At 64.6% G+C, this 25,586-nt stretch carries 24 protein-coding genes; 14 read left to right on the top strand and 10 right to left on the bottom strand.

The annotated features are described in order from the left end of the window. The first annotated feature begins 188 nt into the window (after positions 1-188). From pnuC to JHD77_RS29520, 8 genes are all read left to right on the top strand, one after another. Positions 189-764 (top strand): nicotinamide riboside transporter PnuC, encoded by a 576-nt coding sequence (gene pnuC, locus JHD77_RS29555; RefSeq protein ID WP_003088324.1) that lies wholly within the window; start codon positions 189-191, stop codon positions 762-764. Beyond that, positions 761-1,288: an AAA family ATPase gene (locus JHD77_RS29550; RefSeq protein ID WP_003158870.1), complete on the top strand. Its 528-nt coding sequence runs from the start codon at positions 761-763 to the stop codon at positions 1,286-1,288. Before pnuC ends, JHD77_RS29550 begins: the two co-directional genes overlap by 4 nt. A gap of 302 nt (positions 1,289-1,590) precedes the next feature. Then, a complete protein-coding gene (locus JHD77_RS29545) occupies positions 1,591-2,079 on the top strand; it encodes a hypothetical protein (protein WP_004363659.1) in 489 nt (162 codons plus the stop codon). Then, a complete protein-coding gene (locus JHD77_RS29540) occupies positions 2,076-2,645 on the top strand; it encodes a hypothetical protein (RefSeq protein ID WP_003111321.1) in 570 nt (189 codons plus the stop codon). The genes JHD77_RS29545 and JHD77_RS29540 overlap by 4 nt, the downstream gene beginning before the upstream one ends. A 56-nt stretch (positions 2,646-2,701) precedes the next feature. Continuing rightward, entirely contained in the window at positions 2,702-3,724 is a 1,023-nt protein-coding gene (locus tag JHD77_RS29535; protein WP_003113480.1) for a hypothetical protein, read from the top strand. A 61-nt stretch (positions 3,725-3,785) separates the two neighbouring features. After that, entirely contained in the window at positions 3,786-4,466 is a 681-nt protein-coding gene (locus JHD77_RS29530) for a C39 family peptidase (RefSeq protein ID WP_003117395.1), read from the top strand. 13 nt (positions 4,467-4,479) lie between these two features. Then, entirely contained in the window at positions 4,480-5,232 is a 753-nt protein-coding gene (locus JHD77_RS29525; protein ID WP_003121981.1) for a hypothetical protein, read from the top strand. A 60-nt stretch (positions 5,233-5,292) separates the two neighbouring features. Continuing rightward, positions 5,293-6,558: a transporter gene (locus JHD77_RS29520; protein WP_003088309.1), complete on the top strand. Its 1,266-nt coding sequence runs from the start codon at positions 5,293-5,295 to the stop codon at positions 6,556-6,558. A gap of 116 nt (positions 6,559-6,674) precedes the next feature. Here JHD77_RS29520 and rbsK read toward each other — a convergent pair whose 3' ends face one another. The 7 genes from rbsK to JHD77_RS29485 all read right to left on the bottom strand — a co-directional run bounded on the left by rbsK (position 6,675) and on the right by JHD77_RS29485 (position 15,377). After that, on the bottom strand, positions 6,675-7,601 hold the full coding sequence (rbsK, locus tag JHD77_RS29515) for a ribokinase (protein WP_003450278.1): 927 nt from the start codon (positions 7,599-7,601) through the stop codon (positions 6,675-6,677). Positions 7,602-7,654: 53 nt separating this feature from the next. After that, entirely contained in the window at positions 7,655-8,668 is a 1,014-nt protein-coding gene (locus JHD77_RS29510; protein WP_003119158.1) for a LacI family DNA-binding transcriptional regulator, read from the bottom strand. A 3-nt stretch (positions 8,669-8,671) separates the two neighbouring features. Then, positions 8,672-9,670, bottom strand: a complete 999-nt coding sequence (locus JHD77_RS29505) for an ABC transporter permease (RefSeq protein ID WP_003088303.1) — start codon at positions 9,668-9,670, stop codon at positions 8,672-8,674. 23 nt (positions 9,671-9,693) lie between these two features. Then, positions 9,694-11,226, bottom strand: coding sequence for a sugar ABC transporter ATP-binding protein (locus tag JHD77_RS29500; protein ID WP_023911130.1), 1,533 nt, complete (start codon positions 11,224-11,226; stop codon positions 9,694-9,696). A 21-nt stretch (positions 11,227-11,247) separates the two neighbouring features. After that, entirely contained in the window at positions 11,248-12,207 is a 960-nt protein-coding gene (locus JHD77_RS29495; RefSeq protein ID WP_191519455.1) for a sugar ABC transporter substrate-binding protein, read from the bottom strand. Positions 12,208-12,425: 218 nt separating this feature from the next. After that, a complete protein-coding gene (locus tag JHD77_RS29490; protein ID WP_003102344.1) occupies positions 12,426-13,754 on the bottom strand; it encodes a sigma-54 dependent transcriptional regulator in 1,329 nt (442 codons plus the stop codon). A gap of 135 nt (positions 13,755-13,889) precedes the next feature. Continuing rightward, the gene (locus tag JHD77_RS29485; RefSeq protein ID WP_003088294.1) at positions 13,890-15,377 is read right to left on the bottom strand and encodes a RimK family protein; all 1,488 of its coding nucleotides are present in this window, start codon (positions 15,375-15,377) and stop codon (positions 13,890-13,892) included. Positions 15,378-15,566: 189 nt separating this feature from the next. On the opposite strand from JHD77_RS29485, the gene JHD77_RS29480 reads away from it, so the two are divergent. The 4 genes from JHD77_RS29480 to JHD77_RS29470 all read left to right on the top strand — a co-directional run bounded on the left by JHD77_RS29480 (position 15,567) and on the right by JHD77_RS29470 (position 20,481). After that, positions 15,567-16,664 (top strand): GNAT family N-acetyltransferase/peptidase C39 family protein, encoded by a 1,098-nt coding sequence (locus JHD77_RS29480; RefSeq protein ID WP_003113487.1) that lies wholly within the window; start codon positions 15,567-15,569, stop codon positions 16,662-16,664. A 157-nt stretch (positions 16,665-16,821) separates the two neighbouring features. Further along, positions 16,822-16,956 (top strand): hypothetical protein, encoded by a 135-nt coding sequence (locus JHD77_RS32690; RefSeq protein WP_003088290.1) that lies wholly within the window; start codon positions 16,822-16,824, stop codon positions 16,954-16,956. 311 nt (positions 16,957-17,267) lie between these two features. Beyond that, the gene (locus JHD77_RS29475; protein ID WP_003088288.1) at positions 17,268-19,163 is read left to right on the top strand and encodes a di-heme-cytochrome C peroxidase; all 1,896 of its coding nucleotides are present in this window, start codon (positions 17,268-17,270) and stop codon (positions 19,161-19,163) included. A gap of 178 nt (positions 19,164-19,341) precedes the next feature. Continuing rightward, positions 19,342-20,481 carry a catalase family protein gene (locus JHD77_RS29470; RefSeq protein ID WP_003088286.1) on the top strand — a complete coding sequence of 380 codons (1,140 nt, stop codon included), beginning with the start codon at positions 19,342-19,344 and terminating at the stop codon, positions 20,479-20,481. Positions 20,482-20,663: 182 nt separating this feature from the next. On the opposite strand, the gene JHD77_RS29465 is transcribed toward JHD77_RS29470, so the two are convergent. After that, positions 20,664-21,266, bottom strand: a complete 603-nt coding sequence (locus JHD77_RS29465; RefSeq protein WP_003111266.1) for a hypothetical protein — start codon at positions 21,264-21,266, stop codon at positions 20,664-20,666. Between the two features lie 155 nt (positions 21,267-21,421). On the opposite strand from JHD77_RS29465, the gene JHD77_RS29460 reads away from it, so the two are divergent. Both JHD77_RS29460 and JHD77_RS29455 read left to right on the top strand, forming a co-directional pair. Then, entirely contained in the window at positions 21,422-22,042 is a 621-nt protein-coding gene (locus JHD77_RS29460) for a tyrosine-type recombinase/integrase (protein WP_003111265.1), read from the top strand. Positions 22,043-22,269: 227 nt separating this feature from the next. Continuing rightward, a complete protein-coding gene (locus JHD77_RS29455) occupies positions 22,270-22,767 on the top strand; it encodes a hypothetical protein (protein ID WP_124121733.1) in 498 nt (165 codons plus the stop codon). Between the two features lie 228 nt (positions 22,768-22,995). Here JHD77_RS29455 and JHD77_RS29450 read toward each other — a convergent pair whose 3' ends face one another. Together JHD77_RS29450 and JHD77_RS29445 are read right to left on the bottom strand one after the other, a co-directional pair. Next, entirely contained in the window at positions 22,996-24,360 is a 1,365-nt protein-coding gene (locus JHD77_RS29450) for an AlbA family DNA-binding domain-containing protein (RefSeq protein ID WP_124121732.1), read from the bottom strand. A 526-nt stretch (positions 24,361-24,886) separates the two neighbouring features. After that, entirely contained in the window at positions 24,887-25,267 is a 381-nt protein-coding gene (locus JHD77_RS29445) for a DUF4354 family protein (protein WP_003114920.1), read from the bottom strand. Between the last annotated feature and the right edge of the window lie 319 nt (positions 25,268-25,586).

The following is a 25,586-nucleotide window of genomic DNA, read 5'->3' as shown; positions in this document are numbered from 1 at the left end:
CCGACCAGTTCCCCCACTGCCGAAGTCGAAACCGGCGGGCATGCTACCAGAGCGGCCGGCCAGGAATCTTGGAATTCTTGCCAGCCGGCGTCTGAACAAATCTGTCCGCGCCCGTCCCCTCCGCCCTGGTCTTCGCGAAGCGCCGGATACATTCGCTACAATGCGTCCTCGTCGCATGAGGGCCTTCCGTGTCACCCCTTGAACTCTTCGCCGCTTCGCTCGGCGCCATCGCCGTCTACCTGACCGTCCGCCAGAATCCCTGGTGCTGGCCTATCGGCCTGGTGATGGTGGCGCTCTACGCCTGGATATTCTTCGAGGTGAAGCTTTATTCGGACATGCTCCTGCAAATGGTCTACGCGGCGCTACAGCTCTATGGCTGGTGGCAGTGGACCCGCGGCGGGCAGGACCACGACGGCCGCTCGGTGAGCCGCCTGAACGCCGCGCAGCGCCTCTACGGGCTCGGTGCGGGCCTGGTCGGCAGCGTCGCGCTCGGTTACCTGATGGCCAACCACACCGATGCCGCCAGTCCCTGGTGGGACGCCGGATTGACCGCCTTCAGCCTGGTGGCGCAATGCTGGATGGCGCAGAAGCGCCTGGAATGCTGGGCCCTGTGGATCGCCGTGGACGTGCTGTTCGTGGCGCTCTTCGCCAGCAAGGCGCTGTACCTGACCGCCGCCCTCTACGCCCTCTTCACCCTGCTGGCGATCCACGGCTGGCGGACCTGGCGCCGCGACCCGGCATTGCGCGAGGGCGTCGCCGCATGAAGGTGCTGGTACTCACCGGGCCCGAATCCAGCGGCAAGAGCTGGCTTGCGGAGCAGCTCCAGGCCCGCTTCGGCGGCCGGGTGGTCGGCGAGTACGTCCGCCACTTCATCGACGAACAGCGCCGCGACACCTGCTACGCCGACATCCCCGCCATCGCCCGCGGGCAACTGGCCTGGGAGGACGCCGCTCGCGCAGAACGGCCGGCGCTGCTGATCCTCGATACCCACCTGCTGAGCAACATCCTCTGGAGCCGGATTCTCTTCGGCGACTGTCCGGACTGGCTCGAACCCGCCCTGCTGCGGCGGCGCTACGACCTGCACCTGCTGCTCTCGCCGGAAGGCGTAGCCTGGAGCGCCGACGGCCAGCGCTGCCAGCCGGAACTGGCGCAGCGCCAGGCCTTCCACCGCGAATGCCAAGCCTGGCTGGAGCGCCATCGGCAGCCCTACCGCGCCATCGCCGGCGACTGGGCCGAGCGCCGGCGCCAGGCTTTCGCCGCAGTGCAAGGGCTGCTCCGGGACGGCTGACGGGCCGGCCCTGTCACGCCGCCGATACACCGCCAGCGCGGTCCGGGCCTTGGCGCAGAGCGTTTCGCGACGGCGCCGCGGAAAGCTGTCTCGGCGCTGAAACAGCTCCAGGCGCGTCCCCGGCAGGCTTCGCCCCCTGGTTGGCGGGCCTGCTGTTGCACGGATGCAACACTGTCCGCCAGGTTCCCCCGGCGCTCACCTCCAAGCCCTTGATGGACAAGGAAAACGCAAAACCGGCACGCCCCATGCTCGCTCCCTGCCAACGCTGATTAGGGCTCAGCGCCAACGAAGGAAGCGCCATCATGTCGGGGAGTTCGCTACGCATCGTCGTTCCAGCGCTGCTGGTCATCGTCGGCTCCGTGCCGGTGAGCCTCCCCGCGCATGCGGCGGACGGTACGATCGTCGTCCAGCGCCAGGTCCAGCCACGGGTCGCCTACCGTCCGAGCATGGTGCCCGACCCACATCCCACCGTCGTCGACACCAACGTCTCCGCCGAGGTCAACGCCCTCGCCAACGGGGCGGCCAGCGGCAATACCGTGAGCCGCGAACTGGGCGATGCCGACTTCGCCATCGTGACCAGCGGTTCCGGGATTCGCAGCATGATTCTCCCCGGTGGCGCCCTGCCGGGTTTCGCCAACCAGCCGGCGAACCCGGCGACGGTCCAGGCCGTCGGCAACCTCGGCACCACCCACGGCGCGGGAGGCGGCGCCGGCGCCGGCCTCGCCGGGCAGATCAACGGCAGCCTCAAGCAGGGCCTGGCGCCGCTGCAGATGCTCGGGGGTGGTCAATGAAGCGCCTGTCCGCCCTCCTCCTCGCCTTCGCCTGTATCGCGTCGCTCCAGGCCGACCCGCTGGCCTCACGCAATCGCGCCAGCATCGATGCCAGCGGCACCTACCGCGGCAACTTCGCCCTCAACCAGGCCGCCGGCGACGCCCAGCAACAGAGCAACGTTCGTGTCGTCGCGGTCGGCTCCGCGGCCCTCGTCGGCAGCGACCAGCGCCAGCATCTGCAACTCGACGCCAGCCAGCCGATCGCGGCCAGCGCCAGCATCTCGGGGGCGGCGCTGCGCGGCAGCGGCATCCTCGGCGTCAACCAGGGCGCCGGCCTCGGCAACCAACAGATCAACGCCTTCCGGCTGAGCGTCAGCAACGGCCCGGAAAGCCTGGATGACAGCGTTCTCGCGCAAAGCGTGGCGCTGACCAAAGTCTCCGGTTCGGCCACTCCGGTCCCGGGAGGACGCAGCGTCTCGACGGACGATCGCGCCTTCGCCGGGAGCAGCGGCGTGGTGCAGGTGAACCAGAGCGCTGGGGTGGGCAATCAGTCGATGAACACCCTCAGCGTCAGGGTCATGGAATGACTCTGCCAAGCCAACACAAGCCCAACACTAAGCACAGAAATGCAAGGAGAAACGCCATGAAAGCGACTATGGTCCTGACCCCGCTGGCCCTGGCAATGGCTGCAGTGCTGTCGGTATCGGCCTACGCCGGAAACGAAGGTGGCTGGCACCCGCCGAAACCCAACCCGCAGTCGAACAACAAGGGCGGAGCCACGGCCCTGGTGGTGGATACGCAGCAGAACTACAACAACAAGGTCAGCAACTTCGGCACGCTGAACAATGCCTCGGTGAGCGGCTCGATCAAGGATGCCTCGGGCAACGTCGGGGTCAACGTCGCCGCCGGCGACAACAACCAGCAGGCCAACGCCGCCGCGCTGGCCAGCGCCGACGCCAGCTTCGTGTTCGGCACCGCGACCGCCAGCACCAGCGTGCTGCAGAGCGGCTACGGCAATACGCTGAACAACTACTCCAACCCCAACACCGCATCGCTGAGCAACTCGGCCAACAACGTCTCGGGCAACCTGGGCGTCAACGTCGCCGCCGGCAACTTCAACCAGCAGAAGAACGACCTGGCCGCCGCCGTCTCCAACGGTCAGTACAGCACTGCCGGTAGCGCCGCATCGCAGACCTCCACCGGCAACACCACCGTCAACAGCGCCAACTACGCCTATGGCGGCACCTACGTGTCGCTGAAGCTGAACGCCGACGGCAGCTACAAGGGCACCTCCGACCAGATCGGCGACGTCTACCTCGACACCTGGGAGGGCCAGACCCATCCGGGCGGCAGCAATACCGGCCACATCGACGTGGACAGCCAGGCCCAGGGCGCCAAGGACCTGAACCACGACGGCGGCGCGTTCGCCTTCAAGGAAAAGGGCGACGTCGACCTGAAAGGTACGGTGTCCGGCTTCATCCCGGCGATCGTCGGCTTCAAGACCCCGGTCACCAACAACGCCAGCCTGAGCAACTCGTTGCAGAACGTCTCGGGCAACGTCGGGGTGAACATCGCCGCCGGTGGCGGCAACCAGCAGAGCAACTCCCTGTCCATCGCCGCCGGTTGCAGCAGCTGCCCGGCCGGTGGCGAGAGCCTTGGCTTCTGATCCTGGCCCAGAGGTTCCGGCGCCAGCCGGAACCCTTTTCCACCCGACACAGGAACCGGCCATGCGCACGCTCATCCTTTCCCTGCTGCTGCTCGTCGACCTCACCGCCCAGGCGGCGACCCTCGGCTTTCCCGCCCTGCCCGGCGGCGGCCTGGTCTACAAGCAGGTGCAGAGCATCCGCGAGCGGCGCTTCGCCGACCTGGTCGAGCAGAAGACCGATTTCAGCTGCGGCGCCGCGGCCCTCGCGACCATCCTGGAGAAGGCCTACGGCGCCCCGCTCGACGAGCAGGCGGTGATCCAGGGCATGCTCGCCCACGCCGACCCGGAGATCGTCCGCACCCAGGGCTTCTCCATGCTCGACATGAAGCGCTACGTCGAATCCATGGGCATGCGCGCGCGCGGCTACCGGATCGAGGCGGCGCAACTGGAACAACTGAAGATACCCGCCATCGTGCTGATGGAAATCCGCGGCTACAAGCACTTCGTCGTCCTGCAACGCACCCAGGGCGAGTACGTGTACGTGGGTGACCCGGCGCTGGGGCACAAACGCTACGCGCTGACAGAGTTCGCCAAGGGCTGGAACGGCATCGTCTTCGCCGTGATCGGCCAGGGATACGACCGCGGCAATCCGCTGCTGACGCCGCCCGAGCCGCTGACCGCGCGCAATCGCCTGGACCGCTTCAAACCGGTCAGGGACGCCGAACTGATGGAATTCGGCTTCATCCAGAGCGATTTCTTCTGATCGCAGGAGCCGGATGCTCCGGGAGCACGCCATGTACACGCACCACTGCTTCGTCCTCGCCTGCTGCCTGGGCGCTGCGCTGCCCGCCCCCGCCAGCGACCTCTTCGCCCCCGCCGAACTGAGCGACCAGGAGCTTTCCCAGTTGCGCGGGCGCTACGTGCTGCCGGGGCGGATCGTCAGCTTCGGGGTGACCATGAGCAGCACCTGGCAGAACGCCAGCGGCCAGGTCCTCGGCGCACGCGTCGACCTGCAGGTGCGGCAGAACCTGGCGCGCCCGGTCCTCAACGTCACCCTGGTCGATCGGCCAGGCGACGCCCCGCCACCCGTCGCCGGCAACGGCCAGGTCCTCGGCGGCGCCGGACTGGCGCAGACCCAGGGGGTCAGCCAGAGCATCCGCACCGCCGGCGACCACAACAGCGCCAGCAATGGCGTCAGCATCGAGGTCCGCCACGGCGAGGCGCCGCCGCCACTGCCGGGCGGCACGCCGCTGGAAGGTGCGCTGGCCCTCAGCGGCGAGGCCGGCACGGTCAAGGTCACGCCGAACGGCGGCGCCCTGCAACTGGCGATCCAGGCCAGCGGCCAGGGCGCCAGCCTGCAAAGCCTCGGCGCCGGCGGCCTGGTGCAGAGCGTGGCGCTCAGCGGAAACCGCAACCTGGTGCAGAACCTGGCGGCGCTCGAGGTGATGCTCAAGGACCGGCCGGGCGCCGATCCGGCACTGAATTGCGCCTGGGAGCAATTGCGCGCGCTGCGCCCCAGCGGCTACTGAAAGTTGATCTAGTCTGAAATCACTGTGCTATCGGAAGGCCATAAAAACGGAACGGCAAACATGACCCAGACACTCTCGCTGCGAGCTGTCCTCTGCGCCACCACCCTGGTTTCCCCGTTCCTGGCGCAGGCCGCGACGGAGTCCGAGGTCGAGGCGCTGAAGAAGGAACTCCTGGAGCTGCGCCAACGCTACGAGGCCCAGCAGAACGCCCTGATGGTCCTCGAACAGCGCGTGCGCCAGGTCGAGGCGCAACCCCAGGCGCCGCAGCCGCAACGCCTGGTCAAGTCGATCCAGCCGCCGGCGCAGGCGCGCAACGACGCCAACGCGGTCGCCGGCACCTACGGCGCCAGCCTCAAGGACGATGGCGCGCCCGCGCCCAGCGTGGAAAACATCTACCAGGACGCCAGCGGCTTCTTCGGCGGCGGCACCTTCAGCCTGGAGACCGGCCTCACCTACAGCCACTACGACACCCGCCAGTTGTTCCTCAACGGCTTCCTGGCGCTGGACTCGATCTTCCTCGGCAACATCGGCGTGGACCAGATCGATGCCGACATCTGGACCCTCGACCTGACCGGCCGCTACAACTGGAACCAGCGCTGGCAGGTGGATATCAACGCCCCGGTGGTCTATCGCGAATCGACCTACCAGTCCGCCGGCGCCGGCGGCTCGACCTCGCAGATCACCGAGAAATCGGTGACCGGCGACCCACGCCTGGGCGACGTCAGCTTCGGCGTCGCCTACAAGTTCCTCGACGAAAGCGAGAGCACCCCGGACGCGGTGGTCAGCCTGCGGGTCAAGGCGCCCACCGGCAAGGATCCCTACGGCATCAAGCTGAAGCAGGTACCGGGCAACAACAACCTCAACGTGCCCGACGACCTGCCCACCGGCAACGGCGTCTGGTCGATCACCCCGGGCATCTCGCTGGTGAAGACGGTGGACCCGGCGGTGCTGTTCGGCAGCCTGTCGTATACCTACAACTTCGAAGAGTCGTTCGACGACATCAACCCGCAGCAAGGCGTGAAGACCGGCGGCAAGGTCAAGCTCGGCAACTGGTTCCAACTCGGCGTCGGCGTGGCCTTCGCGCTGAACGAGAAGATGAGCATGTCGTTCTCCTTCTCAGAGCTGATCAGCCAGAAGAGCAAGGTCAAGCAGGACGGCCAGAGCTGGCAGACCGTCAGCGGCAGCGACGCCAACGCCGGCTACTTCGGCCTGGGCATGACCTATGCGGTGAGCAACAGGTTCAGCATCGTGCCCAGCCTGTCCATCGGCATCACTCCGGACGCGCCGGACTTTACCTTCGGCGTGAAATTCCCCTACTACTTCTGAGGGGCCACCGTTCGAGCCTGGGCATGCCCTACCCCTCGAAGGGATGCGTGAGCCTGGGAGCGATCCTCGCCTAGCTGCGCAGGCGTTATCCGCCGGTAGCAACGGCACCGTCCCTCTCAAGCCTCGCCAGCGAGCGCCCGCTCGACTTCCTCGCGCGAGGGGATCGAGGTCTGCGCGCCGAGGCGGGTCACCGAGATCGCCGCGGCGGCCTGGCCGAAACGGATCGCCGCCGCCTCGTCGAGGCCGCGCGCAAGGGCCGCGGCGAAGCCGCCGACGAAGGTGTCCCCGGCCGCCGTGGTATCCAGCGCCTTGACCCGCGCCACCGGGAAATGCTCGACCCGCCCCTCGCCCACCAGCAGGGCGCCCTGTGCGCCGAGGGTGACGATCACCCTGCCGGCGCCCATTTCGCGCAGGCGCTCGGCGGCACGCCCGGCGCTCTCCAGGGAGTCCACCGGCAGGCGGCAGAGCAGTTCGCTTTCGGTCTCGTTGGGGACCAGGTAGTCCACCAGCGGCAGCCACTCCGCCGGCACGTCGCGGGTGGCCGGCGCCGGGTTGAGGATCACCGTCTTGCCCAGCGCATGGGCCCGGCGCAGCACATGGCCAACCGTCTCCAGCGGGCTTTCCAGCTGGCAGACCACCACCTGCGCCTGCTCCAGCAAGTGCTCGTGGCGCGCCAGCACGGCCGGCGACAGGTGGCCGTTGCCGCCGGCGACGATGACGATGGCGTTCTGGCTGCTGTCGTCGACCACGATCAGCGCCACTCCGCTGGACTCCCCGGCCACCCGCTCGACGCCCTGGCAGTCGATGCCCTCGGCCTGTAGCGCACGGTACAACTGGTCGCCGTAGGCATCGTCGCCAAGGCAGCCGATCATCGCCACCTCCGCGCCGAGACGCGCCGCGGCGACCGCCTGGTTGGCTCCCTTGCCGCCGGGAACGGTGATGAAGGACTGCCCGGCGAGGGTCTCGCCGCCCCGTGGCAGGCGCGGCGCGCGCACCACCAGGTCCATGTTCAGGCTGCCCACCACCAGTACTTTCGCTTGCATCGTTGCGTCCTTGTTCCAGCCTCTCTCTAGCGAGGGCGCCCCCGGCGCCCGGTTCAGACCCGCACCAGCGGCGGCGCGGTGGATTCGCGCAGGACCAGCGCCGGCGCCACCACCCGCCGCTGCATCGGCTCCTCGCGCTCGGCGATGCGTTGCAGCAGCAATTGCGCAGCGATCTCGCCAAGCAGGCGGATCGACTGGCCCACGGTGGTCAAGGCGGGAAACACGAAGCGGCTCAGCTCGATATCGTCGAAGCCGATCACCGACAGTTCGTGCGGCACCCTGATATTCAGCTCGGCCGCGGCGCGCAGCACGCCGATGCCGATCATGTCGTTGCCGGCGACGATCGCCGTCGGTCGCTCGCCCTCGCCGCCCAGCAGGCCGAGCGCCGCGTGGTAGCCGCCGGGGCTGCTGAACTCGCTTTCCAGCAGCCACTGCGGGCGCACCTCCAGGCCGGCCTTGGCCATCGCCCGCCGGTAGCCCTCGACCCGCAGCGTCGAGACCTTGGTCGACAGCGGCCCGCCGATGCAGGCGATGTCGCGATGGCCCAGTTCGAGCAGGTGGCGGGTCGCCAGGTAGGCGCCCATCTCATGGTCGATCTGCACCCGGTCGGCTTCCACGCCTTCCACCTCGCGGTCGACGATCACGGTCGGCGTGCGCATGTTCGCCAGTCCCTTGGCCAGCGCGCCGTCGCCGCCGGCGGACGCCAGGACCAGGCCGTCGATGCGTTTCTCCTGGAGCACGCGCAGGTAGTTGGCCTGCTTCTGCGGGTTGTCGTCGGAGTTGCAGAGGATCACGCAGTAGCCGTTGCGCTCGCAGCAATCCTCGATGCCGCGCGACAGCTCGGCGAAATACGGGTTGGTACTGTTCGGCACCAGCAGGCCGATGATCGAGGTGGTGCGCACCTTCAGCGAGCGCGCCACCGCGCTGGGCACGTAGTGCAGCTGCGCGATGGCGTCCTCGACCTTCTTGCGCACCGCGTCGCTGACCGGCCGCGTCCTGTTCACCACATGCGATACGGTGGTGAAGGAAACCCCCGCCATCGCCGCCACGTCCTTCATTGTCGCCATCGTTCAGCCCTGTCTGCGGGCGCGATGGCTGCGATAGGTATCCAGCACCACCGCTACCACGATCACCGCCCCGGTAATGATTCGTTTGGTCGGCTCCGACGCACCGATCTGCGCCAGCCCCGCCGCCAATACGGAAATGATCAGCACGCCGAAGAAGGTGCTGACCACCGAACCTCGCCCGCCCATCAGGCTGGTGCCGCCGATCACCACCGCGGCGATGACCTGGAGTTCCAGGCCGACCCCGGCGTTGGGATCGGCCGCTTCCAGACGCGAGATCTGGAACAGCGCGGCCAACCCGGCGAGCAGCCCCATCAGGGCGAATACTGCAATCTTATAGGGTTTCGGGTTCACACCGGCCAATCGCACCGCTTCTTCGTTGGTGCCGATGCCGATCAGGTAGCGGCCGAACACCGTGCGGGTGAGCACCGCCTGGGCGGCGAACATCACCAGCAGGGCGATCACGAAGGCCGGCGAGATGCCGAACGCCAGCGGATTGGACAGCCAGGCATAGGCGTCGCCGATATAGGCCGTGCGCGAGTCGGTCATCTGGTAGGCCAGCCCACGGGCCATCTCCAGCACCCCGAGGGACACGATGAACGAGGGAATCCGCCAGGCCACCGTGATCGAACCGGTGACGCAGCCGGCCAGGGTCGCGCAGGCCATCCCGAGCATCGCCGCCGGCAGCACGCCCCAGCCCCAGCCGAGCGTCGCCAGGCTTACCGCCGAGGCCGCCAGGGCCAGCACCGAGCCTACCGAGAGATCGATGCCGCCGACGATCAGAATGAAGGTCATGCCCACCGCCAGCACCACCAGGTCGGGGATCTGGTTGGCGATGGCGAGGAAGGTGCCATAGCTGAGGAAGTGGCTGCTCAGCGCCGAGAACAGCGCGATCATCGCCAGCAGCGCGCCGGCCAGGCCGAGGTAGGTGCCCAGGCCGAAATAGTTGCCGCGTCGCAGGGTTGGCGCTGCGGCGGCGGTAGCGGAAGACGTCGGGTCGCTCATTTCTGGTTCCTTGCGTTGCGTGTTCACGACGTCGCCAGCAGCGCGTCGCGTTTCTTGTAACCGGCGAAGGCCGCCGCCAGCAGCGCGTCCTGGGTCCAGGCGTCGCGCTCGAAGGTGTTCACCATACGTCCCGCCGAGAGCACGCCGATGCGATCGCAGATCAGCATCAGCTCGCGCAGGTCGCTGGACACCACCACCAGCGCCTTGCCCCGGCGGGTCAGTTCGGCGAGCAAGGCATAGATGTCGAACTTGGCGCCGACGTCGATGCCCCGGGTCGGCTCGTCGAACAGCAGCACCTGGCAGTCGCGTTCCAGCCAGCGGCCGATCACCACCTTCTGCTGGTTGCCGCCGGACAGTTCGCCCACCGCCTGCGCGGTGTCCGCGCAGCGCACCCGCAGCGCCTCCACCTGGCGCCGCGCCAGGGCTTCCTCGCGGCGCCGGTCGATCACCCCGTGGCGCGCCAGCGCCGGCAGGTTGCCCAGGGCGAGGTTGGCGCTGATCGACTGGTCCAGCAGCAGGCCCTCGCCCTTGCGGTCCTCGGTGATCAGCGCCACCCCCTGGCGCACCGAGTCGGCCGGCGAACGCAGGCTCAGGCGCTGCGGCGGATCGCCGAGCAGGACCTGCCCACCGTCGGCGCGGTCGGCGCCGTAGATCAGGCGCAACAATTCGGTGCGCCCGGAGCCGATCAGTCCGGAAATGCCGAAGATCTCCCCCGCGCGCACCTCGAACGACACCTCATGCACCTTGCCGCGCCGGCTCAACCGCTCCACCCGCAGCAACGGCGCGCCGATCTGCCGTGTACCCAGGTCGAAGCGCTCGCCCAGCTCGCGGCCGACCATCAGGGTCACCAGTTGGTCGGCGTCGTAGCGCTCGATCGGCTCGACGCAGACCAGGTGGCCATCGCGCAACACCGCGATGCGCTGCGAAATCCGCGCCAGTTCCTCCAGTCGATGGGAGATGTAGACGATCGCCACGCCGCGTTCGCGCAGCCGCTCGACCTGCTCGAAGAGCATGTCCACCTCGCGCGCGGTAAGCATCGCCGTGGGTTCGTCGAGGATCAGCAAGCGGCAGTCGCCGATCAGGTTGCGGGCGATCTCGACCATCTGCTGGTGGCCGATGCCGAGGTCGCCGACCAGCGTGTCGGGATCGATCGCCTCCAGGCCGACCTGGGCCATCGCCTCGCGGGCCGCCGCGCGCAGGCGCCGACGGTCGATCCAGCCGGCGCGCCGGGGCAGGTCGTGGAGGAACAGGTTCTCCGCCACCGACAGGGTCGGCAGCAGGTTCAGTTCCTGCATCACCATGCGCACGCCCAGCGCCTCGGCCTCGCGGCGGCTAGCGGGGGCGTAAGGCCGGCCGAGGAGCTCCAGGCTGCCGGCGCCGGGACGTTCCAGGCCGCCGACGATCTTCGACAAGGTGCTCTTGCCGGCACCGTTCTCGCCGGTCAGGGCCAGCACCTCGCCGCCGAACAATTGCAGGTCGATCTCCGCCAGCACCGGCTGCGCGTAGGTCTTGCCGACCCCGCGGATGCTCAGCAGCGGCAATGCGTCGCTAGACATGGGAAGGCTCCATCGGACGGCTCAGGGCGCGGTCACCAACTCGACAGGCGTCTCGACCACGCCGTCCTTCTCATGTTCCGGGGTTTGCCCGGCGAGCAGCTTGAGCGCGGTCTGGATACCGAACACCGCCTGCTTCGCGGCGAACTGGTCGGCAGTGGCCAGCACCCGGCCATCCTTGAGCATCGGCTTGATCGCCTGGATATTGTCGTAGCCGACCACCTTCACCTGCCCGGCGCGGCCCGCCGCGCGCACCGCCGATACCGCGCCGAGGGCCATGCTGTCGTTGCCGGCGAGCAGCGCCTTGAGGTCCGGATGCTCGTTGAGCATCGCCGAAGCCACCGCGTTGCCCTTCTCGATTTCCCAGTTGCCCGACTGCAAGGAGACGATCTTCATCCCCGCCGCGTCCATCGCATCCCTGAAGCCGGCGGTGCGCTGCTGGGCATTGGTGGTCGTGGAGACCCCTTCGATGATGCCGACCTCGTCGCCGGCCTTCAGTCGCTTCGCCAGGTACTCGCCGACCAGCCGCGCACCCTTGCGGTTGTCGGGCCCGACGAAGGGCACGCCGATCTTCTTCGCCTGCAGCACCTGCGGGTCGAAGCGGTTGTCGATGTTGACCACCACGATGCCGGCATCCAGCGCTTTCTTCACCACCGGCACCAGCGCCTTGGAATCGGCCGGCGCGATCACCAGTGCGTCGACCCCGGACACGATCATCTGCTCGACGATGCGGATCTGGCTGGAGGTATCGGTCTCGTCCTTGATGCCGTTGGAAACCAGTTCGAACCGGTCGGCATGCTCCTTCTGGTAGGCCTTGGCGCCGTCCTCCATGGTCAGGAAGAACTCGTTCGCCAGCGACTTCATCACCAGCGCGATCCTGGGCTTCTCGGGAGTTTCCGCGTGGACGGCGGACAGGGGCAGGAACGAGGAACAGGCAGTCAGCACAACGGCAACCAACAGGCGCCGGGAAGCGACCCGCTTCATGGTGTATCCTCCAGCTTTTCTTATCGTTGTATTGAGGCTTTTCCAGGAGATTATCCAGACGCAAACGTTTGCGTTAGGTGAATATGCGTCGATCTGACAGATTCTGTCAATCGCCACGAGCAACTGTCGCGAACCGGTCGGGATCGGTTGGATTCTAGTTCGCTACGGCTGGGAAACGCAGGATATTTTGCCTGGCCGGCAGATCTCCCGCCGCCCACTCAGCGCAACCGGTGCTTGTGCAACAGGCGGTAGAAGGTCGGCCGCGACACCCCGAGCATCCGCGCGGCCACGCTGAGGTTGTCGCCGTAACGGGCCAGCGCATCACACATCGCCTGGCGCTCGGCGCAGAGCTTGTAGACCTCCAGGCTGGACAACGGCGGGCCGTCGCCGCGCGCGCATTCCAGGCCGAGGTCCTGGGCCTCGATCTGCTTTCCCTCTGCCAGGACCAACCCGCGACGTACCCGGTTGGCCAGTTCGCGGACATTGCCCGGCCAAGCGTGCATCGCCATCGCCGCCAGCGCGTCCTCGCTGAAGCGGCGCGGGCGGCGGCCGGTCTCCAGGCTGTAGAGCCGGGAGAAATGCTGGGCCAGCAGCGGCAGGTCCTCGCTCCGTTCGCGCAACGGCGCGGTGCCGACCTGCAGGACGTTGAGCCGGTAGTAGAGGTCCTCGCGGAACGTCCCGGCATCGATCGCCGCCTCCAGGTCGACATGGGTCGCCGCCAGCACCCGCACGTCCACCTCGACCGGCCGGCTACCGCCGACCCGCTCGATCTGCTGTTCCTGGAGAAAGCGCAACAGGTTGGCCTGCAACTCCAGCGGCAGGTCGCCGATCTCGTCGAGGAACAGGGTGCCGCCGTCGGCCGCCTCGATCCGCCCGACCTTGCGCTGGTGCGCGCCGGTGAAGGCGCCCTTCTCGTGGCCGAACAGCTCGGACTGGATCAGGTGCTCGGGAATCGCCCCGCAGTTGATCGCGACGAACGGCCTGTCCGCGCGCCGCGACTGCCGGTGCAGGGTACGCGCGACCAGTTCCTTGCCGGTGCCGCTCTCGCCCCGGATCAGTACCGGCGAGTCGGTCGGCGCCAGCTTCGCCAGCAGCCGGCGCAGGTCGCGTACGGCCAGGCTCTCGCCGAGCAGTTCGTGCTCGCCCTCGGCATCGCCGGGCACCGTGCCGCGCCCGCGCAGGCGGGCCATGCCAAAGGCGCGGCCGAGGGTCACCTGCACCCGCGCCATGTCGAACGGCAAGGTATGGAAGTCGAAGAACCATTCGCAGACGAAATCGCCGACGCCATTCACCGGCAGGGTGTCCGGGCTGAGCACGGCGATCCACTCGGTGCCGCTGCGGCTGATCAGGTCCTTCACCGTCTCCGGCCGCTCCAGGTGGAACGGCCGCAGGCGCAGCAGGCCGACGTCGCAGGCGCGTTCGCGCGCCGTTTCCAGCGCGCAGCTGTCCACTGCCCAACCCGCCTCGCGAAGTCCCGGCAACAGGCGCCGGCAATCGTCGCACGGGTCCACCACCAGCAGACGGCGGAGGTTCGATGCATCTGGCATGTGTGCTCCTTTGCGGCGCCAATTCTTTGAACCGTCATAAAAACGGCATGTTGGCGCTCTGAAAGGAAAATCTAGCAATTTTTTGACGCGCGAAAGTGAATCTTTGTTTATATCGCCAATGCCGAAATCGTCTTATCAGTCGTAGCCGCGACGCTTGACTTCCAGGCGCCGGACGAACTCCTCCAGGACCAGCTTGTAGAGGTCGTCGCCGAGGTAGACATCTTCCACCCCGCAGTCGATGTTCGGGTTGTCGTTCACCTCGATCACCACCACCTTGTCGCCGGCCTGCTTCAGGTCCACCCCGTAGAGGCCGTCGCCGATCAGGTTGGCGGTCTTCACCGCCAGCTCCACCACCTTGCGCGGCGCCTCGTGCACGGGCATGGTGCGGAAATCGCCGCTGACCTCCTCGGCGTCCGGGCTGTGGTCGTAGATCTGCCAGTGGCCCTTGGACATAAAGTACTGGCAGGCGAAGATCGGCTTGCGGTTGAGCACGCCGATACGCCAGTCGTACTCGGTATAGAAGAACTCCTGGGCAAGGATCAGCACCGAGCGCTCGAACAGCTCGGCGCTGGCCGCCAGCAACTGCTCCTGGTCCTCCACCTTGATCACCCCGCGCGAGAAGCTGCCGTCGGGAATCTTCAGCACCAGCGGGAAGCCCAGGCGCTCGCCGACCTTCTCCAGTTCCTGCGGGTTCTCCTTGTAGAGAATCTCGGTGGCCGGCATGCCCAGCTTGTGGCTGCGCAGCAGATCGGCCAGGTACACCTTGTTGGTGCAGCGCAGGATCGACACCGGGTCGTCCATCACCACCAACCCTTCGCTCTCGGCCTTCTTGGCGAAACGGTAGGTGTGGTCGGCGACATTGGTGGTCTCGCGGATGAACAGCGCGTCGTACTCGGCGATCCGCGAATAGTCCTTGCGCTCGATCAGGTCGACGTCGATGCCGAGGCTGCGGCCGACCCGCACGAAGTTCTTCAGCGCCTTGGCGTCGGAGGGCGGGAACGCCTCGCCGGGGTCGTGGAGGATCGCCAGGTCATAGCGGAACGGCTTGCGCGAACGCGGCTTGCGCCAGATCTGCCGGCTGAAGCTGTCCAGGGCATTGGCGAAGAGGTCTTCCTGGTCCTCGCGCAGCTTGTGGATGGCGCCGGGCTTGATGCCCTCGATGTGCCAGGTGCGGTTGCGCTTGAACTCCACCAGCAGCAACGGGCAGGGAAACGCCTCGAACAACTGTCGCGCCAGGTCCTGCAGCGGCTCGATATCGGTACGGCCGAAATACAGGGTCAGGGTGAAACCATCGGTGCTGCCGTAGGGGTGCGCGGCCAGGGCCTTGTCCAGGGTGCGATCCAGATCTTCCAGGACCAGGCTGTACAGCGACTTCCTGGCCAGCTCGCTGATCGTCCGCACCGAGGGGATCACCTTGTGCCCGCGCGCCTCGGCGAGCAGCGAGCAGTAGTAGCCATGGCGCAGGTACTTGTAGTGCCGGCACAGGTTGATCACCTGGACCCGCTTGCCAGTGTCGTCGTCGATGGGCAGTTCCAGGTATTCCTGGGCGGTGACCACATCCTCGCTGGGGTAATAGGACGTCCAGTCTTCCTTGCGTTCCACGATGATGAACAGCTTGCTCACGACACCTCCCGGGGGACAGCGAAACCACGGCGCATTCGGAACCGGCTTGCCGGCGCACGCATCCCGGCCAATACTCGGCGGGAATCCCTTGCGAAACCGCTCTATGGCGCCTGCCAGCAAACCGAAGCGTACAGCACCCATTACAGCACGCCCGCGCGGAAGTTCCCGCCCGCGGCCGTGGAGACCGCTATGAACCTGACCCTCCGCCCGGCCGGTGTGGACGACCTGTCCGCCCTGGTCGAGCTGGAAAACCGCTGCTTCGACTACGATCGCCTGTCCCGCCGCAACTTCCAGTGGATGCTCACCCGCGCCCACGCCAGCCTGACGGTAGCCGAGGGCGACGGCGGCGTGCTCGGCTACGCCCTGGTGCTGTTCCACGAAGGCACCTCGCTGGCCCGCCTCTACTCCATCGCCATCGACCCGCGCGCCCGCGGCATCGGCCTCGGCCAGAAGCTGCTGGAAGCCGCCGAGCAGGCCGCGCGGGACAACGACCGCGCCTACATGCGCCTGGAAGTGCGCCCGGACAACCGTGGCGCCATCGCCCTCTACGAGCGCAACGGCTACCGTCCCTTCGCCACCGTGCGCGACTACTACGAGGACCACAGCGAAGCGCTGCGCTTCGAGAAACGCATCCGCAACCCCGGCCACGACCAGCGCCGCCACGTGCCCTTCTACCGGCAGACCACCGATTTCACCTGCGGCCCGGCCTGCCTGCTGATGGCCATGGGCGCGCTGCAACCGGAACGCCAGTTGACCCGCCGCGAGGAACTGCGCCTGTGGCGCGAGGCGACCACCATCTACATGACCGCCGGGCACGGCGGCTGTAGCCCCCAGGGCCTGGCGCTGGCCGCCTGGCGGCGCGGCTTCCGGGTCAAGCTGGTACTGTCCGCCGGCGGCCCGCTGTTCCTCGACGGCGTACGCAACGAAGACAAGAAGGCGGTGATGCGCCTGGTCCACGAGGACTTCTGCGAGGAACTGGACGCCTCGGGCGTCGAGCAGAAGCGCTCGGCCAGGCTCGACATCCCACGCCAGCTGGCCAGGGGCGGCCAGCCGCTGGTGCTGATCAGCAGCTACCGCCTGACCCGCTCCAAGGCCCCGCACTGGGTGCTGGTCACCCACTACGACGAGGACTTCGTCTACCTCCACGATCCCGACGTCGACCACAGCCAGCACCGCCAGCCGCTGGATTGCCAGCACATCCCGGTAAGCCACGCCGAGTTCGACAAGATGAGCCGCTTCGGCCGCAGCAAGCTGCGCGCGGCGGTGATCCTGTTCAACCCGGAATGATCCGCATCGCCCCGCCCTGCGGCGGGGAGATGTTCTCGCCTATCAATCAATTCCATCGATAGTGGCTAGTGAGACTATCCATTTTTCATTCGCCAACGCCGATGTTTACATAGTCGCCAGATCCCCGAATAACCAGAACGGAACTGGAGACGACACCATGAGCTACTCCGCCAAATCCTTCTCGGCCCTGATCAATGCCATGCGCGCCGACGGCATCACCCGCCTGGAACAACTGGCCCGCCAGCCCTTCCGCAACGCCCAGGGCTTCTGGAGCGCGGAGGCGAAGAAATGAAAGCCCTGCTCGACCGCCGTACCGATCCCACCTGGATGCTCTACGCCGCAATCATCGCCTGGCTGGCCTTCTCCGGTCTCTGACCGGCAGGCCGCTGGCGCCTCGCCCTGCCGTTCCAAGACGCTCCGGCGTCCCGCCTTTCTCCGGTGAAATACCGAGCTTTCGTCGTCAACATCGCCAGGCGAGGCCTGCGCAAACGTTTCACCCGTTCGCTGTCAAGAAAACCTTGTCAAAAAAGCTGATAGCAGCTTGCCAATATGCCAACGCCTTGGCATAACGGTGCCCAAAAAAGGCCTACAAGGACGTTCCTGATGCGCACCGTGAAAAAGGCTCTGCTGGTTGTCGGCGTGATCGTGCTGGCGGTCGTCGGGGTGGTGGTCTACTACGTCGCCAATCCCAACCTGCCCCACTACCAGGCGCCGAGCGAGGTACGCTACCTGCCGCAATGGCAGGACGAGGCCCGCCAGCGCTTCTACTACACGCCCCAGGGCACCCTGGTGAAGGGCCTGCACTACGACTGGTTCACCGCCCTCGAACTGCCCTTCTCCGAAGAACCCTTCGCCGCCCCCGAATACCTCGCCCGCTTCGGCTTCCTCGTCGATCCGCAGCAGAAGGCCAGCGACCTCAACCCCGGCAACCTGCCGGTGGGCTTCAGCCAGCACCGCGACGAGAAGACCGGCACCCGCTACCTGGACATCACCTGCGCCGCCTGCCACACCGGCGAACTGCGCTACCAGGGCAAGTCGCTGCGCATCGACGGCGGCGCCGCCATGCACTCCATCGCCGCCACCGTGCCGACCCTGCGCGGCGGCGCCTTCGGCCAGGCGCTCGGCGCGAGCATGGCCGCCACCTACTACAACCCGTTCAAGTTCAACCGCTTCGCCAGGAAAGTCCTCGGCGAACGCTACGAACAGGACAAGTCGCAACTGCGCGCCGACTTCAAGGCCGTGCTCGACACCCTCCTGCGCACCGCCTGGAACGACACCCGCCGCCACCTCTACCCCACCGAGGAAGGCCCCGGCCGCACCGACGCCTTCGGGCGCATCGCCAACAGCGTCTTCGGCGATGCCATCGACCCGGGCAACTACCGCGTCGCCAACGCCCCGGTGAGCTATCCGCAGGTCTGGGACATCTGGAAATTCGACTGGGTGCAATGGAACGGCTCGGCCATGCAGCCGATGGCGCGCAATATCGGCGAGGCCCTCGGCGTCGGCGCGCGCCTGCAGATCTTCGACGAGCACGGCCAGCCGCTGCGGGGCGAGCAGCGCTACGCCTCCAGCGTACGCCTGCACGACCTGCACGCCCTGGAAGAAACCCTGCAACAACTGAAACCGCCGACCTGGCCGGAAGACCTCTTCGGCCGCATCGACTTGCAACGCGCCTCCCAGGGCCGCGCCCTGTTCGAAGCCAACTGCGCCTTCTGCCATGCACCCAAGGTGCAACCGGCGGAATACGCCGCCCCCGGACGCAATCCCGAGTGGCGCATGCACATGGTGCCGACCGAGGTGATCGGCACCGATCCGACCACCGCCGACAACATCGCCGACCACCGCTACGACCTGCGCAAGCTCGGCTGGAGCGTCGACGAACTGGCGCGGATGAACGTCCAGCTGATCGGCGCCGATCCGCAGCAACTCGACCTCTCGCAACTGTCCTCGGCCAAGGGCCTGGCCTACATCACCGCCTTCGTCGAGCAGCGCGCCTACCGGGACGCCGGCATCCCGCCGGAACAGCAAAAGACCATGAACGGCTTCGACCTGCCGATCGGCGTACAGGAACTGCGCGCCTACAAGGCACGCCCGCTGGACGGCGTCTGGGCGACCCCGCCGTTCCTGCACAACGGCTCGGTGCCCAACCTGTTCCAACTGCTCTCCCCGGCCGCCGAACGCTCGCCGCAGTTCTACGTCGGCACCTTCGAATTCGATCCGAAATTCGTTGGATTCCGCACCGAGAAATTCCCCGGCGGCTTCCTCCTCGACACCCGCCTCACCGGCAACCGCAACAGCGGCCACGAATTCCGCGACGGCTGCCGGCAGAACGGCGTGATCGGCCGCGCCCTCAGCCCGGAAGAACGCTGGGCGCTGGTGGAATACCTGAAGGTGCTCGGCAACCCCGAATTCGAGCGCCGCCTGGTCCCGGCCCAGACCCCACCCTGGACGCCCGGCCCGAAATGCCCGGCGCCGGAGCAACGGACCGCGCAACGCTGAACCTGGGAAATGGAGAAGCGCGAGGCATGGCGCCGCCGCCCCTCTCCACCCCGAGCAGCCCCTCTCCCTTCAGGGGGGACGCCTAGCCAGAGGACGGGGAGAAGCAATCGTGGCGCACTCCCCGCCCAAGAAGAATAAAAGCCCACAGCCAACGCACACCACCAAGGACACCCACTCCATGCGCGCACTCCTCACCCACGCCTGGCTGTTCCTCGGCAAATGGCTCGGCCGCCTGCTCCTCCTGCTGCTGGCCGTCGGCCTCGGCGGCTGGGCCATCGGCAGCCTCTACTACGCCTGGAAATTCTCCGGCCCGGTGTCCGCGGAAGAGCAGATCGCCCCGGACGAAGCCCGCATCACCCAGGCGATCATCCAGGACGCCATCCGCGTGGTCGAACAGCACCGCGACAACACCCGCGTCCTGCGCGATGCCCACGCCAAGGCCCACGGCTGCGTGAAGGCCGAATTCAAGGTACGCGCCGACCTCGACCCGACCCTGCGTCGCGGCGTGTTCGCCGAAGCGGGCAAGAGCTGGAACGCCTGGGTGCGCTTCTCCAACGGCAACGCCTACCCGCAGTTCGACAGCAAGAACGACGCGCGCGGCATGGCCATCAAGCTGCTCGACGTGCCCGGCGAAAAACTCCTGCCCGGCCGCGGCCATGACGGCGAGCAGGACTTCGTCATGTTCAACCAGCCGGTGTTCTTCATCCGCGACATCGCCGAATACCGGCAGAACTTCGCCGCCCAGGCCGACGGCAAGAAAGCCCTGGCCTTCTTCCCCAACTGGAACCCCGCCAGCTGGGAACTACGCCACCTGCTGATCGCCCTGCGCACCCTCGCCCCCGCCCCGGACAGCCCGCTGCACGCCGGCTACAACGGCATCTCGCCGTACAAGCTGGGCGAACACAACATCAAGTTCCGCGTCGTCCCCGCCCCGGAGAAGTGCCCGGCCTACCAGCTACCGAAGCAGAACCAGGACCTGCCCAACTTCCTCCGCGCCGCCCTGTACCAGCAACTCTCCATCGACCGCACCCCCGCCTGCTACGCCTTCCAGGTGCAGCGCCAGGACCCGGCCAAGTACATGCCCATCGAAGACACCAGCGTCGAATGGAAGGAGTCGGACGCGCCCTTCGCTACCATAGCCGACATCATTGTGCCAGCTCAGGATTTCGATAGCCGGGAACAGAACCTGTTCTGTGACAACCTCTCGTTCAACCCCTGGCACGCACTGCCGGAGCATCGGCCGATCGGCGGGATCAACCGGTTGCGGAAGGCGGTTTACGAGGCGGTCAGTGGGTATAGGTTGGGGAGGAATGGGTGAAGAGTTGGGTGGAAGGTAGCTGCGTATGGCGTCTCTCTTGGTATTGATTTCACCAATTTGGACTGTCAGAAAACGGCCCAAAATGGACATTCGTCAGAGGCTCCAGAGATCGCCAAGGTGGCGAACTTCGTCTTAGACAAAATCTATGCGTCAGCACAATAAAAAGGAGGTTTACTCCCTTTTTACGAGCGGAAGACACCGCCATTGCCGTCAAACTTGACTAAGAGATCATGAATCCTGGCCATCTCATCAACAATTGGCTGGATCTCGTATCGTTCACCTAGCACTTGAAAAATGCCTTCCTTCAAGTAGTAAGCCCTGAAAATGTGATGAGGCACATCCGAGTCTTCAGGCTCAGGAAGAATGAGGCTAGGAAAGATGTATCCGACTATCCCGTCTTGAAGATAAAGATCAAGCCGCTCGTCAAAGTGTTCAATCGAATTTCTTAACGCCCTATTCATCAGGGGGCTGTCGTCCTTTACACCAAAGACCTTTGATAGATACTGTCCGCGATCCCTGTGAATGGTCTTCTTGTCCGTTCCTTTCACACCATCACGCGACGGGAAGAAGTATCGCGATATAGCTCCAGACTGGTTGACGACGTTCTGCAAGCAGTCCAGTAGTATGTCCTTCTTCTCTTGCGGATCAATCTCCCCATCTGAGATCTTCTGGATGATCTTTTCTGCAATGTTGCACGACTGGAAGGCAGAGGCTGTATTGAAGAGCATCGACTGAATGTAGAACGCCTGGTGCGGCGTCCAGATACTAAATGCCTCATCCTCCATCCTTCACCCCCTATTCATGTTCAAAATTTAGCAGTTCATATACCGAAGAATAGTGCCTAGAGAGGCGCCCTAGGTCAATCAAAGTCTCCTTTGTGTCGGTAAGCGTCCTTGGCTCTGGTTGGCCATCCTTGTCCTTCCCACATGGAGGACAAACCATGAACACTATTGCGACATACAACCATCAACCATGGAACAAAGGAAAACTGGTCGGGCAGAAAGCCCCGCTCCGGCTCAAAGATATCTGGGCCATACGGGTAAGGCTCCAAATCGCGGAAGAAACCCGGGATTTGGCTCTTTTCGATCTGGCCATCGACAGCAAGCTACGAGCCTGCGATTTGACCACGCTTCGCGTCCGCGATGTTGCCCATGGGGAACACGTATCTTCGCGAGCGATCGTGATGCAGCAGAAAACCCAGCGTCCAGTGCAGTTCGAGATTACAGAGCAAACGCGGGTGGCTCTGGAAGCTTGGATACATCAAGCCCATCTCCAGAGCGAGGATTGCCTTTTTCCAAGCCGGCTACATGATTCAGAACATCTCTCTACCCGGCAATACGCCCGAATCGTCAAAGCTTGGGTAAAAGCGATTGGCCTTGATCCAGCCATGTATGGCACCCACACGATGAGACGTACGAAGGCATCACTGATCTATCGCAGAACAAAGAACCTAAGAGCAGTGCAACTCCTGCTCGGCCATACGAAGCTTGAGAGCACGGTCCGATACCTAGGGATTGAGGTCGATGACGCATTGGAGATGGCGGAGCAGACTGAGGTCTGACGAGCAACTGCGGCGGTCGAGGGATGACCGTCGCAATCCGACCCAAAGATCCGTCCGCCACAGGCAGCAAACAGCCAGAAACGGACGTTTACGGCGGGAGCAATCAATCCATTTTGATCATAGACACTGTATCAAAAACCTCGTAACCTCGGTGTAGACTCTGTCGTGATCACCAAACTGCTTATTTCTACTCGTTAGCTTAGCTTTGAAACTCCTAAGGAAGAACTGTGGATAATTTAAGACCTTTTGTTATGGGTTTGCTTGGTTCAGTTTCCACTGTAGCCATTCTAGGCTTTATCGCTTATATCTTTCGCTCATGGATAATCGAGAGACTTAAAGCGTCCATTAAGCATGAGTACGACTTAAGAGTTCTGGAGCTCGAAAACCAGAAAGAGATCAGACTAAAAAGCGAGATTGTTGCAGAGCTGCTTGCCGCCTGGATAAAAGAAGGCGGAGGCGTAGACTACCACCAGCTCAACAAACTATCTTTTCAAGCCTTTGTCTGGCTACCAAAAGAACTAGCTGAAGAGCTTTCTAACTCTCTAGCTCACGTACCGGGCTCGAGTGATATTCGCTCTCTAATTATAAAAGTTCGCACGCATCTGCAAGGCGAAGATGACGGATTAAAAGCAAAGGATGTAATTGTATTCAGGGAGTCTGAAAAACACACAAGCATTAATACAAGCCAAGTCACAAGCGATGTGATGGCGATACCAAAACCATAAAAATAATTTGCCTCTAACAACTGACTTAAATCGCTCTGCTCGCTCACTCGAGACTGGCTATAGACCGCTCCCCTAGTCCGCTTTTTGGCCGTTAGCTGCCCTTGTGAAGGGCAGCTTTAGATCGTTAGCGGTCTCTGGCGAACGGCTGCTAACGACCCATAGCAGCCGTTCTTAAAAAGCCGCTATCGCCCAATAGCCGTCTTTCCATAGAAGCCACCCATTGGCAATTCAGAAATTACCCGCCCTCATGTTGGCGAGTTCCTCCACCACTAACTGCATAGGTAGTTCAAAGAAATCAAAAAGCGCATAGAGAGGCGATAAAAGGGGGTGAACAATCTCCGGCAAGTTCGGATCTATCGCCTGAGCGTCAATGTGCGAATTCAAAGTGATCGTGTCTTGGCGGGCAACTCGGCCTTCCCGAACGGGGCGGAGGTTGGTGATACTTGCCAAGGATCGACCGGCTAGCCCTTCGTAATTGACAACAAACCTAATCGTGGTCGGTCCCTCAAAAAGATTGGCTGCGAGGCTTCTCGCGTGCAGCAGGGCTTCGCCAACTCTCCAGACCGGAAGGGTAATATCGAAAACAGTAGCGGGGGGAATTGGGGCGCGCCCCGGTAGTTGCGCATCCATGCCATCTTCTTGAAAACCACGAAGCAGGAAGGCCAAGCCATCTGGATGGATCCGCCAGAAGTCAGAGTGCGCCGCATCTCGAGCTTCTACCGGAGTTTGGGGATCACCTCCCAACCAGCACTCGACAGCGCCGTCGAATAGGTAAGGCTGAATTCCGGCCCGCGTCGGATACCAGAACGGCGGCCAGCCGGTGTGTCTCGTAACGCTTGCTCTAAGTAGCTCGGGGAATTGTGCGGGGGCGATTTGCCTGCGTTCGCCGACTATTTCGTAGGCGACGTAGAAGCGACCATGAGGCAGTCGGGGCCCAACTCTTTCAGGAAGTGGCTCGGTGAGTCCCCTCCAGCGTTCACGGCTAGACATTATCCATTCGTCGAGCCTGGCAGGTTCAGGTGGTTGCTCCACTTGTGGAACGGATCCAGAGATCAAATCTCTGATTTGATCGAACATCTCGTCGCGTCGATTCCGGAGGCATCGCGCTAGGAGGTCATCCCAATCCTGCGCACTTTGGGGGGACTCACTACGAGGGCCCGGCTTGCGAATATAGATCGCGTTATTCTGAACGGTGTTTCCATTTGGCCCGGCTCGGCGTGCTCTAACAGGCGCACGATGCCCGCCGGGGACGATCACGATAGGAAAGACTGCACCCGTTGGGTTTGCAACGATGTGCACCGCACAGTGAAACGGTGGATCACAGTAGTTTTGCACGATGCCGTTAATCAGGTCTTGGCTGTAACGGTCAAGTGTGGCCGGTCGCCCCTCCGCCTCCACCATGCCCGCATCAGTTTCAACGAGACCGAGGATGATAAACCCACCACCGTGGTTAACGAGGGCGAGCACAGCTTTTGCGAAAGTCGCCTTGTCATCGTTTGAATCTTGCAGATCAAGCCAGTTTTTGATCTCGCAATCAAGATCTTCTCGAGGGTCAACCAAGAGGTCGGCTAGACGTTCGCGGGAAACTGTCATATGGCAACATCCTTGCGCACTATTCAGGAATGCTAGACACATTACAGCAATTGCACCGGCTCAGCAGCGTCGATCTATTGATGCCTCTGACGTCCGCTTCTGGCCGTATACAGCCTTTCCCTCCCTAAGCCATAGCCTCTCCCATACCTGGTGGGCACCTCTATTGCCACCCGCAGAACCACAACCTCCCCCACTGCTAACCGCAATAGTCGCGGCTTGAGTGCTGCGGATTTGGTTTTTGAAATGTGGTGTTGGCGGCCCTCACCCCAACCCTCTCCCGCACGCGGGAGAGGGGGCCGGGCGTGCCTTGTGGGTCGAGCGCCTCGCTCGGGCGCAGCCTGGAACGATGTCTACCCTCCCCTAGGCCCGGGTAACTGGAATTCGGCCCCCAGCCCAGGCAACCAGAAGCACCGGAAACGCGCCCTGAATGATTTCAGATTCGCGCCGAAACCTTCGAAAGCCGTTTCCTCGCACCCGAAAGCCGCCGAGGCTGCCCTGCGGCTTTCGCTGCGCAACGGCTACCCGCCTACTTGCACCGGTCGCTCAGCCTGACCAGCGATGCGCCGTACACCGCGTCGTCTTCGGAGGCGAAGATCGCGTCGCCTTCGACGGAGGCGCCCGGCTTGAGGGTATCGGCGGTGAGTTCCTCGTCCACGGTATCCAGCCTGAAGGACTGGCCGGCGGCGGACTGCGCCACCAGGCAGCTGTTCTTCAGGCTGATCTCGCTCTTCGCCGCATTCACCAGGCGGACCTTGAAGGCCTGGGTGCGGAAGTGCTTGTCGCCGACGGATACGCTGCCCTTGTCGCCCTGGCGGGCGAAGACCATCACTGCGTCCGGCGCGGCGGCGAAGCCGAGGGAAGGAGCGGCCAGCAGGCCGGCCAGGGTCAGGGCCATTGCGTTCTTCATACTGATTTCCTTTGGCAAAGACTGAACGACCCGGTGATTTTCCGTGGGTCTTTTCGCCGCGATCAAGCGCAGTGCCAAGGAATGCGGGGCGCCTCGTGTTCTGCAAGTCGGAGGGTTTCCAGCGGAACTTTTCCCGCAACCGTGCTTCCAGGCGAAAACCGCTCGCTACGCGGAACGCCGGTCTTCCAACCCACACGGTCCTCGCGCCCGCCAGGTTGCGCTCGAACGCTTGCAACCACAGGCCGGACGCTCGGCCCAGGCGATGGCCCAATGGGCGCCGGGCAGGTCCGCTTCGGCGTGGCCGCGATGCAACAAGTGC

The organism is Pseudomonas sp. P20 (assembly GCF_016463925.1).
Classification (GTDB): Bacteria; Pseudomonadota; Gammaproteobacteria; order Pseudomonadales; family Pseudomonadaceae; genus Pseudomonas; species Pseudomonas aeruginosa.
This window is presented reverse-complemented; position numbering and strand designations above follow the sequence as displayed.